General features: G+C 64.4%; 15 protein-coding genes. 2 read left to right on the top strand and 13 right to left on the bottom strand.

Annotated elements, in window-relative coordinates:
- Window positions 1-17: 17 nt before the first annotated feature.
- The 9 genes from tatC to QQK18_RS23915 form a co-directional block, all read right to left on the bottom strand.
- The gene (gene tatC / locus QQK18_RS23955) at window positions 18-836 is read right to left on the bottom strand and encodes a twin-arginine translocase subunit TatC (RefSeq protein ID WP_284342922.1); all 819 of its coding nucleotides are present in this window, start codon (window positions 834-836) and stop codon (window positions 18-20) included.
- 3 nt (window positions 837-839) lie between these two features.
- Window positions 840-1,529: a Sec-independent protein translocase protein TatB gene (gene tatB / locus QQK18_RS23950; RefSeq protein ID WP_284342921.1), complete on the bottom strand. Its 690-nt coding sequence runs from the start codon at window positions 1,527-1,529 to the stop codon at window positions 840-842.
- 56 nt (window positions 1,530-1,585) lie between these two features.
- A complete protein-coding gene (locus QQK18_RS23945; protein ID WP_284342920.1) occupies window positions 1,586-1,798 on the bottom strand; it encodes a twin-arginine translocase TatA/TatE family subunit in 213 nt (70 codons plus the stop codon).
- Window positions 1,799-1,858: 60 nt separating this feature from the next.
- The gene (locus QQK18_RS23940; protein WP_284342919.1) at window positions 1,859-2,968 is read right to left on the bottom strand and encodes an ABC transporter ATP-binding protein; all 1,110 of its coding nucleotides are present in this window, start codon (window positions 2,966-2,968) and stop codon (window positions 1,859-1,861) included.
- Window positions 2,965-3,639, bottom strand: a complete 675-nt coding sequence (gene scpB, locus QQK18_RS23935) for an SMC-Scp complex subunit ScpB (RefSeq protein WP_284342918.1) — start codon at window positions 3,637-3,639, stop codon at window positions 2,965-2,967. Before scpB ends, QQK18_RS23940 begins: the two co-directional genes overlap by 4 nt.
- A gap of 1 nt (window position 3,640) precedes the next feature.
- Window positions 3,641-4,435 carry a segregation and condensation protein A gene (locus tag QQK18_RS23930; protein WP_284342917.1) on the bottom strand — a complete coding sequence of 265 codons (795 nt, stop codon included), beginning with the start codon at window positions 4,433-4,435 and terminating at the stop codon, window positions 3,641-3,643.
- Window positions 4,436-4,651: 216 nt separating this feature from the next.
- Entirely contained in the window at window positions 4,652-6,835 is a 2,184-nt protein-coding gene (locus tag QQK18_RS23925; protein WP_284342916.1) for an SPOR domain-containing protein, read from the bottom strand.
- A gap of 99 nt (window positions 6,836-6,934) precedes the next feature.
- On the bottom strand, window positions 6,935-8,683 hold the full coding sequence (gene argS / locus QQK18_RS23920) for an arginine--tRNA ligase (RefSeq protein ID WP_284342915.1): 1,749 nt from the start codon (window positions 8,681-8,683) through the stop codon (window positions 6,935-6,937).
- Window positions 8,684-8,713: 30 nt separating this feature from the next.
- A complete protein-coding gene (locus QQK18_RS23915; RefSeq protein WP_284342914.1) occupies window positions 8,714-9,916 on the bottom strand; it encodes a deoxyguanosinetriphosphate triphosphohydrolase in 1,203 nt (400 codons plus the stop codon).
- A gap of 81 nt (window positions 9,917-9,997) precedes the next feature.
- Between QQK18_RS23915 and erpA the strand changes: the two genes are divergently transcribed.
- A complete protein-coding gene (erpA, locus tag QQK18_RS23910) occupies window positions 9,998-10,345 on the top strand; it encodes an iron-sulfur cluster insertion protein ErpA (RefSeq protein WP_284342913.1) in 348 nt (115 codons plus the stop codon).
- Between the two features lie 73 nt (window positions 10,346-10,418).
- Window positions 10,419-11,036, top strand: a complete 618-nt coding sequence (locus tag QQK18_RS23905) for a 5'-methylthioadenosine/S-adenosylhomocysteine nucleosidase (protein ID WP_284343307.1) — start codon at window positions 10,419-10,421, stop codon at window positions 11,034-11,036.
- A gap of 14 nt (window positions 11,037-11,050) precedes the next feature.
- Here QQK18_RS23905 and QQK18_RS23900 read toward each other — a convergent pair whose 3' ends face one another.
- The 4 genes from QQK18_RS23900 to gatA all read right to left on the bottom strand — a co-directional run bounded on the left by QQK18_RS23900 (window position 11,051) and on the right by gatA (window position 14,095).
- Window positions 11,051-11,590 carry an SRPBCC family protein gene (locus QQK18_RS23900; RefSeq protein WP_284342912.1) on the bottom strand — a complete coding sequence of 180 codons (540 nt, stop codon included), beginning with the start codon at window positions 11,588-11,590 and terminating at the stop codon, window positions 11,051-11,053.
- Between the two features lie 85 nt (window positions 11,591-11,675).
- The gene (locus QQK18_RS23895) at window positions 11,676-11,987 is read right to left on the bottom strand and encodes a hypothetical protein (RefSeq protein ID WP_284342911.1); all 312 of its coding nucleotides are present in this window, start codon (window positions 11,985-11,987) and stop codon (window positions 11,676-11,678) included.
- 80 nt (window positions 11,988-12,067) lie between these two features.
- Window positions 12,068-12,391, bottom strand: coding sequence for a hypothetical protein (locus tag QQK18_RS23890; RefSeq protein ID WP_379995199.1), 324 nt, complete (start codon window positions 12,389-12,391; stop codon window positions 12,068-12,070).
- A 219-nt stretch (window positions 12,392-12,610) separates the two neighbouring features.
- Window positions 12,611-14,095 (bottom strand): Asp-tRNA(Asn)/Glu-tRNA(Gln) amidotransferase subunit GatA, encoded by a 1,485-nt coding sequence (gatA, locus tag QQK18_RS23885; RefSeq protein WP_284342909.1) that lies wholly within the window; start codon window positions 14,093-14,095, stop codon window positions 12,611-12,613.
- Window positions 14,096-14,102 lie beyond the last annotated feature (7 nt).

Raw genomic sequence — 14,102 nt, 5'->3', positions numbered from 1 at the left:
GAAACCCGGTGCGTCGCCTATGCCTGCGGCTTTGCGGCCTCTGCCGCTTGCTTGGCCGCCCGGGATCGCTCGATCCAACGCACCGACCAGATCGAGGCTTCGTAGAGAAGATAGACCGGCAGTGTCAGGCCGATCTGCGAAATCGGATCTGGCGGCGTGATGAACGCTGCCATCGCCAGGATCGCCACGATTGCGTAGCGCCGGCCCTTCTTGAGCATATCGGAGTTGACGAGTTCGATCCGCGCCAGGAGCGTCAGGACAACCGGTAGCTGGAAGCAGATGCCGAAGGCGATGATCAGCGTCATGGCAAGGCCGAGATACTCACTGACCTTGACCAGCATAGAGACGTTCTCGGTCTCCATGCTCTGGAAGAACCGCATCGCCATGGGCAGGACGGCGAAATAGACCAGAAGCGCGCCCAGCAAGAAGAAGATGGGCGTAGCAATGAGATAAGGGACGAAGGCCTTGCGCTCGTGCCGGTAGAGGCCGGGTGCCACGAACATGTAGATCTGCGTCGCTACAAAGGGAAAGCCAAGGAAGATCGCACCGAACATGGCGATGTTCAGCTGGGTGAAGAAGAATTCCTGCGGCGCCGTATAGATGAGCTCGAGCTCGGCTGGGTTGGGCACGACTGATCTGTAGGGCTGGAGCAGGATGTCGAAGATCTGCCCGGCGAAGATGAAGGAGACGACCATCAGCACGGCGAGCGCGATCAGTGAACGGATGAGACGCTTCCTGAGCTCGATCAGGTGATCGAGCAGCGGCGCTTCGCTGCCGGCGAGTTCGTCCTCGGGCTCGGCCGTTTTGTCTTCGATCTGTTTGGGGGCGTCGACCATGACTTAGCCCTCCCCGCCCGTTTCAGCAGGCTTCGCGGGCGCCTTGCGGCGGGCAGGCGCCTTCCTAGGCGCCGGCTTCTTTTCAGCCGTCGCCGATGCGGCGGTCTTGGCCGATGTCCTGCGCGCGGCGGGCTTCTTTGCCGTCGGCGCTTTTGCCGGCCCAGGTTCGTCCTGCTTTGTTGCGAGGTCGAGCGCCCCCTTGCGCGCCCGCGGCGCCTTGACTGGAGCGGGCTTATCCCCGAGCGCCTGCAGTTCGGCACGTTCCACCGTACCTTCGACGACGGGTTCGGCTTTGGCCGGCGGCTTCGGCGTCACGGTCCGAGCAGCCTTGACCGGCTCGGCCTTCCCCATGCCGGCGGCCGCGCGGATTTCGTCGGCAACACTTTCCTTGGCGGGATCGGACGGCTTGATAAGGCCCGAGGGCTTGGGACCACTCGGGGTCATGGCGTTGAATTCGCGACGAATTTCCTCGGTCGACTTGCGCAGCGGCTCAGTGATGGACTGCCTGAGGTTGCGCACCTCGTCGAGACCGGTGGTCTTGTTTATCTCGCGCTGAAACTCGGCGCCCATGCGCCGCACCTGCCCGGCGAATTTGCCGATGCGCTGCATGACCATAGGCAGGTCTTTCGGGCCGATGACGATCAGCGCCACCACGCCCACAACGAGCATTTCAATCCAGCCCAGGCCGAGCATCGTCTCTTAGTTCCTAAAGGATTTGGGTGCGCGTGAAGCGCCCGGCACGGTTGGCCTCAGGCGTCCTTGCTCTTTTCGGTTTCGCGCGTCTCGACGCCGGAAGCGGTTTCAATACGCTCGGCCGGCTTGTCGTCGTCCCGCATGCCCTTCTGGAAGGCTTTGATGCCTGAAGCGACCTCACCCATCATGCCGGATATCTTGCCGCGCCCGAACAGCAAAACAACGACGATGGCGACGATGAGGATGGCCCAAATCGATGGCGCGTGCATAGAAATCTCCCTTCGATATTCAGAACGCGATACACGCGACTTCTAGCGGCACAAATAGGTTCAATCACGATCAAACACAAGGATGTGTTCGGGATTGGGGATCACGAAAACGTCTTCGCCAGGTCGCAACGCGCCGTTCGAACGTTGACGCACGGTCAGCGGCCGCTCGATGCCCTCGACCTTGACTTCGTAAATGTCTTCCCCGATCGCATCGCGCTTGCTGACGATCCGTCCGGGAACGCTCCCGGATACCGCGTCGAGTTCCACGCCGCCGGCTGGTCGGATGGCGACAGTGACCCGCCTGCCGTCTGGGCGCCCTGGTGTCGGCACGACGCCGAGCGGTGTCTCGGCCGCCCCGGCGCGCACGACCGTCTCCACCTCGCTCAAGGGTGAGAAGAACCGCGCTGCATTGAGATCGACGGGATGGCGGTAGATTTCGGCTGCCGTATCGACCTGGGCAATACGCCCTGCCCGCAGCAGCGCCACTCGATCGCCAAGCAGCATCGCCTCTTCCGGATCGTGCGTCACGATGACGCTCGTTGCCCGGGTCTCGCGCAGAACTGCCAGGGTCTCGGCTCGCACGCTCTCGCGCAGGCGCGCATCAAGGCTCGAGAAAGGCTCGTCGAGCAGCAGCAGGCCTGGGCGTGGAGCGACGCTTCGCGCCAGGGCCAGGCGCTGCTGCTGCCCGCCCGAAAGCATATGCGGGTAGTCTGCCTCGCGTCCGGCAAGCCCGACGCGGGCCAGCGCCGCATGGGCCTGCGCCCGCGCTCCGGCCCGCCCGAGGTGCCGTAAGCCGAACATGACGTTCTGCAACACGCTAAGATGTGGAAAAAGCGCAAAGTCCTGGAACATGAGACCGATGCCGCGGCGGTCGGGCGGCACATGCCGATTAGGCGAGGACACCACCTCGTCGTTGATCTTCACCTCACCGGCATCGACTCTCTGGATGCCTGCAGCGACCCTGAGCGCGGTCGATTTGCCCGAGCCGGATTCGCCCAAGAGGCAGACGATCTCGCCCGGCGTCAGCGAAAGGTCGAACCGGTCGAGCACCGGGCGCCCCCCGAGCCGCACATCGACACCGGTGAAGGCGAGTGCGGCCGCAAAGCTGACCCCCGCGGTGCCGCGTGCGCCCCAGCCCGAAAACTCCCCCGAAAGATCGCCGGCGCTCATCGAGCCTCGTCGTCGTCGATGTCGCTGCCATCCGTATCGTCCGGGTCGAGCGGGTCCTCGTCCTCTCGTAACGGTCCGTCCAAGGGCAGCGGGATCTGCATGGAGGACGGCAGGCGGCTCGAGAGCAGCCCCGCGCCCTTCAACTCCTCCAGTCCCGGCAGGTCGCTCAAAGCTTCGAGCCCGAAATGATCGAGAAAAGCGTCGGTCGTGCCGTAGGTCACCGGCCGCCCCGGCGTGCGCCGCCGTCCGCGCATGCGCACCCAACCGGCTTCCATGAGCAGGTCGATGGTGCCCTTACCCGTCGCAACGCCCCGTACTTCTTCAATTTCGGCACGGGTCGCCGGCTGGTGATAGGCGATGATGGCAAGCGTCTCGAGGGCGGCGCGCGAGAGCGGCCGGTTGTCCTCTTCCTCGCGCCGCAACAGGAAGCCGAGGTCTTCGGCCGTGCGGAATGCCCATTTGTCGCCGCGACTGACGAGGTTGACCCCGCGCGAGGCATACCGTTCGGCAAGCTCGGTCAGCAGCGCCGCTGCATCGGCGCCTTCTCCCAGGAATCCGGTCATTTGCGCCACCGACAGCGGCTCGGCCGAAGCGAACAGCAGCGCTTCGAGGATACGCAAATTGCGTTCCTTGACCTCTTGGAATTCGCCGTATTCGTCTGCCAGTGCCAACCTATTGCTCGCCAGTCCTGCGCCGCCGCACGAAGAGCGGCCCGAAAGCGTTCGATTGGCGCAGTTCTACCTGTCCCTGGCGCACCAGTTCAAGGCTGGCCGAAAAGCTCGACGCTCTGACCGTCGCGCGTTCCTGCGGCGAGGCGAGGTAGTCGGCAAGATAGGTGTCGAGCGGCACCCAGTCCATGCTCTCCCCGATCAGCCGCTCGAGGATTTCGCGCGCCTCCTGCAGAGACCAGACGGTGCGCTGCACGGGCGCATAGTCGGTGGCGATCCCCCGCTCGCGCTGCGTGGCATAGGCCTTCAGCAGGTCATAAAGGCTCGCCTCCCAGATGCTGCGTCGGTTGACCACCATCGGCTCGGGCTCGCCGCGCGCATAGACCCTGAGGCCAAGGCGCGGCCGGTGCATCAATTGGCTTGCGGCGTTGCGCATGGCTTCGAGGCGCTTGAGGCGGAACTGCAGCAGCGCCGCCAGCATCTCGCCCGAAGGCTCATCGTCGCTGGGCGCCTGCGGCACCATCAGCCGGCTCTTGAGGTAGGCTAGCCACGCCGCCATGACGAGATAGTCGGCTGCCACCTCGATCCGCCGGCTGCGCACCGTCTCGATGAAGGCGAGATATTGCTCGGCGAGCGCGAGGATCGAAACGGCGGCGAGGTCCACCTTTTGCCGGCGCGCCAGGTCCAGCAGCAGGTCAAGCGGGCCTTCATAGCCCGTCACGTCGACATTGAGCACGTCCTCATCGGCCGGCGCACGCGCCGGCGTCGTGTCGAACCAGTCGCTGGGTGTAATGGCCATTGGGTGGCCGCCTCCTGACGATCAGGCGACCTTGGCTGCTGCGGTGTGGAGCGTCAAGTCCGCAGTACGCACCTGGGTGTGTTCGGATTCAGGTCAGGCCGAGGCGAAAGTTGGCCGTTTTCGAGAACCGGAGCGCAGCGTACCTTAGGGTACGAGAGCACCGGAAGCGCAGAAAACGGGCATTTGCAGACCGGCATCACCTGAATAGCAACACACCTAAAGCGTGAAGCAATCCCCGCCGCCAGACTTGACGCTGTTGCAGATCTGCGTGGCACTTTGCAGCGACTGCGCCGGCAGCCGCACCCGGTAGTAGATGCCGCGCTCGCCCAGATCAACGCGCTGGATTTCGAGCGAGGTGCCACCAAAGAGGTTGCCGAAACGGGTCTGCAGGCTTGTCGCGGTCTGCTTGGCGGCCTCCTGCGACCTCTGCGAGGAGAGCTGCACATAGGCCGGTGCGCTGCTTTGCTGCTGGTTGACCGCGGCCTGCTGGGCAGGTGCCTGCGGAGCAACCGGCTGCAGCGTGCCCTGGATGACCGCATTAAACGGCTGCGAAGGGGTATCGGCAACCGTGGTGACGGTCGAAGGCGCCGAGGGACGTTCAATGCGGGGCATCGGCACGGGAGCGGTGGCGCCACTGGTTGCCGTGTTTGTCGCCGGTGTTTCTGCAGCCGCGTTCGCAGGGGCGGCAGGGTCCGTCGGTGCGGTTGCAATGAGCTCCGCCACAGGATCCGTCGCGTCCGTTCCGGTTTGGCCGACCGCCGCGCCTGTCGTGTCTGCCGGCGACGCGGCAGCCGCCTGCGTCTCGGCCGGTGCGGGTGTCTCGCCTTCCGTCACCGTTATCGCCCGGGTCGCCTGCTCGGCCCCGGGGACAGCCGGCACGTTTGGCCGGTCGACCGGCAGCATGGCCGCGCCCGCCACCGAATCCTCGCCACCGACGATCGTACCGTCCGGCCGCACGGTCACGGTGCGCACCTTGCGGTTGACGAGGCCCTCGGCGCTCGCCTCATCCGTTGGCAGCGCAGCAACCTCTGTCGTCTGGCTCTGGTCCCGCGAGACGAGCTGCTCGTCCTCTGCCGGCGTCGCAGTCCCGGCAATCTCGCTGAACACCACCGATTGCGGTTCAGGCTCGGCATCGGCCGCCGTTTCCGGCACTTCCTTGACCGGCCCGGCATCCGCCGTCAGCAGCGGCGCCGGTCCATCATTGCCGCCGCCGAGCCCCAGCACGCTGTAGAGCCCTACACCTGCTGCAAGCAGCAGCGCCACGGCAATGGCCGGGCCTGCAAAGGCGCGAAGCAACCCACCCCCCCGCCGCACGCGAGCATGCGGCTCCTCGCCGATGGCCGACGGCTCGAAATCGGTTGCCACCTCATGCGTGTCGGCCCAATCCACCTGAGCCCCGCTCGCCTCAGCGGCAGCAAGAATGGTGTCTTCTGCGCTCATTGCCACGGTTTCGGCCACGGGGGTCGAACGCTGTGCGGCAGGACTTTGCGGCAGAACAGGCGTTGCAAGGCTGCGCAAGGCCGGGCTGGCATTCATCCGGGTTTCGCCGGTTTTCGGTTCGACGTCTGCCCGCGGCGCGACCGCTTCGCGCTGGACACGAACGGCGTCACCGATGAGTGATTCGATGTCGCTTATCGGGTCCTGGCTGGCTGATCCCGCCTGTGCACCGCCCGCCGCCGGTTCGTTGCGAACCGGCGGTGCTGCCGGCTCGACCTGACTGCTAGGACCACCAAGCCCGAAGACCGGTGCCACCCTGAAGTCGTCGGACGCTTCCCTTGGCCCGGCCTCGGGCGCAGACACCTGCGGCTCGTTGCGGATCGTCATGGCCGGTGGCGCTGTCGCCTGCTCAGCTTCAGCTTCGTTCGGGAATTGATCTTGCGCCGCATCGATCTCCTGGCTGAGTTCGGCCGCGATGAGATCGCCGATCGCATCCTGCTCCTCGGCGGCGCTCGCAGCTTCGGTCGCTTGCGGATCGGCTTGATATGCTTCCTCGGAGGTCTGCGGCGTGGCGGCCGGCGCCGGCCGGTTCAACCCGAAGTCGAACGCGAAAGGCTCGGCCGGCGCAGGGGCAGCCGAACCGGAGGCGGACGGCGCAGCCGGATTGGGCGCGGGGGTCGTGCTGAAATCGAAGCGCGGTGCCGGAACGGGATCGCGATGCGTCGGCGCGGCATCCCCCGGCATGCGGAAGGTGAAGGGCGTTGGCGCCGCCGGCGCCGGATCGGCGGCCGGAGGTTCCACAGCCGGCTGCGGCTCGACCGCAGGAGCGAACGCTTGCGAAGGCTTCTCTTCGACGGCTTCCGGCTCTGGCGCCTTGTCCTTGCGGTCCCCTTGCGCGTCGTGAGCCATCAGCTTGGCGAGTTCTGCGATCAGATCGTCGGCAGCTTCCGGTTGATCATTCACTTGTTGCGGTTTCGCTGTCGTCATCGATACAGCGCCCTTTCGTTACTGAACCGACGCCTGAAGGGCGGTCGGCACAGTCATCACATCAATGCGCCCGAATTATGAAAGCTCTTCAGGCGCCGACACCCCTAGTATTCGCAGGCCATTGACAAGAACCTGCCGCGTGGCGTCGACGAGGGCGAGTCGCGCCATAGTCATCATTGGATCGTCGGCGTTAACAAAACGCAAACCAATATTTTCCCTGCCCTTGGCCCAGAAGCCGTGAAAGGCGCCGGCCAGGTCGTAGAGGTAGAACGCGATGCGGTGCGGCTCATGCGCCGCAGCGGCCCCCGCGACGATGCGTGGCCAAGCGGCCAGGAGCCGCACCAGCTCGAGCTCGTCGGCCGTCGCGATCCGTTCGATCTCGGCCGCCGCGAGTGCTGTTTTGGAGAGGTCCGTCCCCGGCATGTCCCGTTCGGCGGTCCGGAATACCGAGCAGGCCCGGGCATGCGCGTATTGCACGTAGAAGACCGGATTGTCCCGTGTCTGCTCCTTGACGAGATCGAAGTCGAAGTCCATGACCGCATCGTTCCGGCGGAAGAGCAGCATGAAGCGCGTAGCGTCCGATCCCACTTCGTCGACGACGTCGGCAACGGTGACGAGGTCTCCGGAGCGTTTGCTCATCTTGAACGGGGCGCCGTTCTTCATCAGCCGCACGAGCTGGCAGATCTTGACGTCGACGTCTGCCTCGCCGTGCGACACCGCCTTGACCGCGGCCTGCAGGCGCTTGACGTAGCCTGAGTGGTCCGCGCCCAGTACATTGATCATATGCTTGAAGCCGCGCAGGTATTTATTGCGGTGATAGGCAATGTCGGCAGCAAAGTAAGTATAGGACCCATCGGATTTGACCAGCGCCCGATCAACGTCGTCGCCATAGTCGGTCGCCCGGAACAGCGTCTGTTCGCGATCCTCCCACTCCTCGTGGACAGGCTGGCCCTTGGGCGGCTCGAGCCGGCCCTGATAGACCATGCCCTGCTCACGCAGCCATTCGAGGGTCAGGTCGATATCGCCGCCCTGACCGTGGAGCGTACGCTCGGAAAAGAACACCTGATGGCGGATGCCGAGCTTGGCAAGGTCAGCCCTGACGAGATCCATCATCGCACCGAGTACGCGATCCCTGACCAGCGCCAGCACCTCCTCTTCCGGTTTGGCGAGCAGGCTCGCGCCGAACTCGTCGGCAAGCGCCTTGCCGACCGGAATGAGGTAGTCGCCGGGGTAAAGCCCCGGCGGGATCTCAATTGTTTCGCCCAGCGCTTCGCGGTAGCGCAGCAGCGTCGAGCGCGCGAGCGTTGTCACCTGTCCGCCCGCGTCGTTGATGTAGTATTCGCGCGTCACCACGTAGCCCGAATAGGCCATGAGGGAGGCCACTGCGTCACCGAACACGGCACCGCGGGTATGGCCGACATGCATGGGCCCGGTCGGGTTGGCCGAGACATATTCGACATTGACGGCCTCGCCCTTGCCGATGTTGCTGCGCCCGTAGTCGTCGCCCTCGGCGGCGATTGTCCGCAGCACCCGGTGCCAGACCGGCAGCGCCAGGCGGAAGTTGAGGAAGCCCGGTCCGGCGACCTCGACCGAGATAACGTCTTCATCGCCCTCGAACCGAGCTGCGATCGCCGTCGCCACCTCACGCGGATTCTTTCCCAATGGCTTGGCGACGACCATTGCCGCATTGGTCGAAAGATCCCCATGCCCAGCGTCTCGCGGCGGCTCGACCACGATACGGCCAAGCAGCTCCTCGGGAATATCCGGATGAAGCGACTTGAGGGCATCGGCGACGCGCACGGCAAAGAGGGCGAAAATGTCCATGATTGACCTGTTGTGGAAAACCGGCCGGGGTTAGCGGAATTCCGGACGAGCGTCAAACAGGCGCTCGTACTGGTCGAGCGCGTAAGGGTCGGTCATGCCGGCGATAAAGTCGGCGGCAATCCGCGCCCGCGCCAGCTCATCCTCCGCCTTCCGCATCGCCTCGCCCCAACGCCCGGGCATCTCAGCGCCATCCGTGAATTTGTCGAAAAGCCCCGCCACGACCGCCTCGCTCTCGTGCACCGGGCGCATCACGTCCTCGTGCCTATAGACCCGCTCGAAGAGGAATTCCTTCAGCCCCTTCTCTGCCGCCGCCATCTCCGGCGAGAACCGCACCAGGGCCTGCCCGGCGGCGCGCACGTCGTCGGCGCTGCCGACCCCGGCTGCGGCGATCTGCGTGGCGCTGGTTGCGATCACATCCTCGATGGCCCGCGTGATCAGCCGTCGCTGCACCTCGTGCGTCTGCCGCTTGACCGCAACATCGCCATAGTGCGCCCGCACTTCCGCGAGGATCGGGCCAACCATGGGCACGTCGGCGAAGTCGCCGAGCTCGAGGAGCCCGGCGCGCAGCGCATCGTCAATGTCATGGGCGTTATAGGCGATGTCGTCGGCGATCGCCGCCGCCTGCGCCTCTAGGCTCGCGAACGTATCGATGCGCAGATCCTCGCTGGCCGGAATGGCCTCGAGGCCGGCCGGCAACCCCTCTTTCGCGTAGCGGCCGACCGGATGCCCCTGAGCATCGATGAGCGGCCCGTTATGCTTCAATATGCCTTCAAGCGTTTCCCAGGTGAGGTTGAGGCCGTCATGCTCGGCATAACGATTCTCGATCTGCGTGACGACGCGCAGCGCCTGCACATTGTGGTCGAACCCGCCGAACGGCGCCATCAGCTCGTTGAGCACCCGCTCGCCGGCGTGACCGAACGGCGTGTGGCCAAGATCGTGCGAGAGCGCCACGGCCTCCGCCAGATCCTCGTTGAACCCGAGTGCCCGAGCCATCGAGCGGGCCATTTGGCTGACCTCGAGCGTGTGCGTCAGCCGGTTGCGGAAATGCTTGCCCTCGTGGTGCAGGAACACCTGCGTCTTGTGCTGCAGGCGGCGGAAGGCGGTCGAATGGATGATGCGGTCGCGATCGCGCTGGAACTCGGAGCGCGTCGGACTTTCGCTGGTTGGATAGACCCGCCCGCGCGACTGCTCGGAGAAAGATGCATAGGGTGCATTCAGACCGTTTTCGATCAATCCCGCCCCCTTTTCATCTGCGTCCGGAACACCTATCTTGCAGGTGCTGTTATGAAGTTACGAAACGGTTGGACCAAACCGATGACGCAAGTGCTCGAACGCCCCCAAGTAGTCCTCACCGACCGCGCTGCCAAGCGCGTAGCGCGGATTATTTCCAAGGAACCTGAGGGAACGGTGCTGCGCATTTCGGTGGCCGGCGGCGGCTGTTCCGGTTTCCAGTACGAATACAATCTCGTCCAGGAGACGCCGAGCGAGGATGACATCGTGCTCGGAAAGAACGGCGCGACAGTCCTCATCGATTCCCTCTCGCTCGAATTCATGGGTGGAGCCGAGATCGATTATGTCGACGACCTCATCGGCCAGTCCTTCCAGATCAAGAACCCCAATGCGGTCGCTTCCTGCGGCTGCGGCACGAGCTTTGCCCTCTAGAGCGGGATTGCGAAAACGTGGGAACCCGTTTTTCGCGAAAAGTCCCGCGACAACAAAAAACTAGAACCCCGGACTGACGGTGGCCGGCCAGATCCTCTACGTCATGGCCGCCGAGGCCGAGTACGGCGCGCATCTTCAATCCCGCATCAAGCCGCTGATGACCGGAGTCGGCCCGGTCGAGGCGGCGGTGGCGCTGACCCGCGCCCTGGCTCGCGCGGAACTCGAAGGAGAACTGCCCCACCTCGTCGTCTCGCTGGGCTCTGCCGGTTCGCGCACGCTCGAGCAGGCCGGACTCTATCAGGCCTCTTCGGTCTCCTATCGCGACATGGACGCATCGGCCCTGGGTTTCCCGAAAGGCCAGACGCCGTTCCTCGACCAGCCGCTCGAACTGCCTTTGCGAAACGCCCTGCCAGACATCCCGCAAGCGCGCCTTTCGACCGGCGCCAACGTCGTCTCGGGCCACGCCTACGACGGCATCGATGCCGACATGGTCGATATGGAAACCTATGCGATTGCCCGCGCCTGCCAGACCTTCAGCCTGCCGCTCATTGCGCTCCGCGGCATTTCCGACGGTTCGGACGAACTTGGGCACCTGGCTGACTGGACGCAATACCTGCATGTCATAGACGAAAAACTGGCCAATGCGGTCGATTGCATCGAGACGGCGTTCGCAGCCGGTGAGCTCGTCTAGGCCTGAACCCGGTCTTATGCCGCCTCACCACTTTCGGCGATCTGCTTGAGATTGGTGAGCCCCCGCTCGAAATCGGCGCCGACGGTCTTGTCCATGTTGAAGACGAGGCCCATGAGCTTGAAGAGAAAGTTCTGCGGTCCGTGCATGGCCCAGGTGACGCGCGTACCTTTCCCATCGGGCGTCAGCGTCCATTCGGCAAAGTTGTGCGCTTCGAAAGGTTTGATGAAATCGAGCTTGGCGACGACGCGACTGGGGATAACCGTCTCGGTGATCTCCATGCGACCGCTGCCCACCTTGCTGTTGCCCTCATAGGCGTAAATGGCTCCGACCCCGTGCGCGGCACCGGAATAAGTGCGCTTGAGCTCGGGATCGAGGCTCTCCCAGGGAGACCACTGCGGCCATTTGTGGAAATCGGCGATCAGCGGAAAGACCCGCTCGGCCGTCGCATCGATGACGATCGAACGCTCCATGCGGAACCGGTTGGGCTTGGACGCGGCATAGATCGCGACGGCGACGACCGCCAGAATGACAATAATGACAATGGTTTCAATCACGGTAGCCTCCCCCGACCCCATGACGGCACCAGCCGGAGCACGGTGCCAGCAGATTGCCCGCGCGGGAGTGCGTTGTCAAAAAATCTCAGGGTTTCCTGCGCCGCGAGCGCCGCCAGGTCGACCACCTGCGCCGCGCCTGCACAATGCTCCAGGTGACTGGCGGGCGCAGGAACGGCAGGTCGATTGCGAGCAGCAGCAGGCCCAGCGGCAGCATCCAGATGCCGAGGACCGGCAGGAAGCTGAAAATGCCGCCGAGAACCAGCACGAAGCCAAGCGGGATGCGGATGAGCCGGACGCCAGGCCGGCGCAGGAACTCCAGCACTCGCCTGGCCGGCGGTGCCATGCGTTCGATCATGTCGAATTGGCGGTCGAGCCGCCGCTTGTTCTTGTCGCTCATGGCGAGTCCGTCCGGATAGTCCGCACTCGCATATGGGGAGCCGTGCCCGCTCTGCAATCCCCCGCCCCGCACGCCTTGCGTCAGTGCCGCGTCACATCGCTGAGCGCGGCCGCGATATGTTCCCATTCCTGGGAGACGCTGGCGGTCGCCCGGCGCTTGCCGGCACGGCGATACCAGTAGTCGGCATTGCCCATGTCGGCCTCGACCCAGTGCAGCAGCGCATGCACCCAGTCGAAGGCCTGTACGCCCTCCATCGCCTGACAGATGGTGTGGGCCTGCTCCCATTCCGGACCGACGCGAAAGCCACCCTTCTTGACCCACCAGAGCGCCTGCAGGGGCTTGCTCATGTCCTTGGGCGGCTCGGACCAGTCGAGGGTAGAAAAGACATCGTTGGCCATACGCATCACCATAGTCCCTCAGCACGCCACGGCGCGCCGGAAATTTGTCCTAGAGCGTTTTCAGAAAAAGTGGATACCACTTTCGCGGTTCGAAAACGCGACAACTCAACAACTTGGAGCTGCCGTTCTGATTCAATCAGAACGGGAAAGGCTCTTGTCGGCAAATAACGCTCAAACCCTGCGCAATCAAGGAAAGCGCGGAAGAGGCGGCCGGTCCCGCGGTATCTACCACCAGCGGCTCGGAGAGAAATCCATCGCCGCGCTGCGCTCGATCGCCCGCCCGGCAGCGAACAGCGTCTCCTCGTCGAAAGGCTTGCCGATGAGCTGGAGACCAAGTGGCAGTCCCTTGGCGTCCTTGCCCGCGGGCACGGCGATGCCCGGCAGCCCCGCCATGTTCACCGTCACCGTGAATATGTCGTTCAGGTACATCTTGACCGGATCGGCGTTCATGTCCTCGTCGCCCACTCCGAAAGCCGCCGAAGGCGTGGCGGGGGTGAGGATCGCATCGACACCGTCGGCGAAGGCAAGCTCAAAGTCGCGCTTGATCAGCGTGCGCACTTTCTGTGCCCGCACGTAATAGGCGTCGTAATAGCCGGCCGAGAGCACATAGGTGCCGATCATGACACGGCGCTTGACCTCGCGACCGAACCCGGCAGCACGCGTCAGCTCATAGAGGTCGGTGATGTCCTTGCCGGTGACGCGCAGGCCGTACTTGACCCCGTCATAACGGGCAAGGTTGGAGGACGCCTCCGCCGGCGCCACGATATAATAGGCCGGCAGCGCGTATTTGGTGTGCGGCAGCGAAATGTCCTTGATCGTCGCGCCTTCCGCCTTCAGCCAGGCGAGCCCCTGGCTCCAGAGAGTCTCGATCTCGTCGGGCATCCCGTCCATGCGATACTCGCGCGGAACACCGATGGTCAGACCCTTGACACCCCGCTCAACAGCGGCAGCAAAGTCGGGCACGTCGATATCGACGCTGGTCGAGTCCTTGGGGTCGTACCCCGCCATCGACGTCATCAGGATCGCGGCATCCTCGACGGTGCGGGCGATCGGTCCCGCCTGGTCGAGCGACGAGGCGAAGGCAACGGTCCCCCAGCGCGAGCACCGCCCATAAGTCGGCTTGATGCCGACCGTGCCGGTCAACGCGGCCGGCTGGCGAATGGACCCACCCGTGTCGGTTGCCGTCGCGCCCGCACAAAGCCAGGCGGAAACCGCCGCCGCTGAGCCGCCCGAGGAACCGCCCGGCACCAGGTTCATGTTGGAACCTTCGGCGCGCCACGGATTGACGACAGGACCGTAATAGGAGGTCTCGTTGGACGAGCCCATGGCAAACTCGTCCATGTTGAGCTTGCCCAGCATCACCGCGCCGTCGCGCCACAAATTGGCGGTGACACTCGATTCGTATTCCGGCTTGAAGCCGTCGAGGATGTGGCTGGCTGCCTGCGTATGCACACCTTTGGTGGCAAAGAGATCCTTGATGCCCAGTGGGACGCCTTCGAGCGGTCCGGCTTGGCCTGCACCAAGCTTCATGTCGCTCGACTTGGCCATCTCGAGCGCATGCTCGGGCGTCACCGCCACATACGCATTGAGGCTGGGATTGGCCGTTTCGATCGCCTCGATGTAGCCCCGCGTCAGTTCGACCGAGGTGAAATCCTTCGCCTTCAGGCCCTTGCGGGCTTCGGCAAGCGTGAGTTTGGTGAGTTCGGTCAAGAGGTCT

The sequence above is a fragment of the Devosia nitrariae genome, assembly GCF_030160115.1.
GTDB lineage: Bacteria > Pseudomonadota > Alphaproteobacteria > Rhizobiales > Devosiaceae > Devosia > Devosia nitrariae.
The sequence above is the reverse complement of the archived record's forward strand: the minus strand, read 5'-3'. Positions and strand labels throughout refer to the sequence as shown.

Coding starts and splice junctions, on each gene's coding strand:
- tatC (WP_284342922.1), bottom strand. CDS start 836: ATGGTCGACGCCCCCAAACAGATCGAAGACAAAACGGCCGAGCCCGAG.
- tatB (WP_284342921.1), bottom strand. CDS start 1,529: ATGCTCGGCCTGGGCTGGATTGAAATGCTCGTTGTGGGCGTGGTGGCG.
- QQK18_RS23945 (WP_284342920.1), bottom strand. CDS start 1,798: ATGCACGCGCCATCGATTTGGGCCATCCTCATCGTCGCCATCGTCGTT.
- QQK18_RS23940 (WP_284342919.1), bottom strand. CDS start 2,968: ATGAGCGCCGGCGATCTTTCGGGGGAGTTTTCGGGCTGGGGCGCACGC.
- QQK18_RS23930 (WP_284342917.1), bottom strand. CDS start 4,435: ATGGCCATTACACCCAGCGACTGGTTCGACACGACGCCGGCGCGTGCG.
- argS (WP_284342915.1), bottom strand. CDS start 8,683: ATGGACATTTTCGCCCTCTTTGCCGTGCGCGTCGCCGATGCCCTCAAG.
- erpA (WP_284342913.1), top strand. CDS start 9,998: ATGACGCAAGTGCTCGAACGCCCCCAAGTAGTCCTCACCGACCGCGCT.
- QQK18_RS23895 (WP_284342911.1), bottom strand. CDS start 11,987: ATGAGCGACAAGAACAAGCGGCGGCTCGACCGCCAATTCGACATGATC.
- QQK18_RS23890 (WP_379995199.1), bottom strand. CDS start 12,391: ATGCGTATGGCCAACGATGTCTTTTCTACCCTCGACTGGTCCGAGCCG.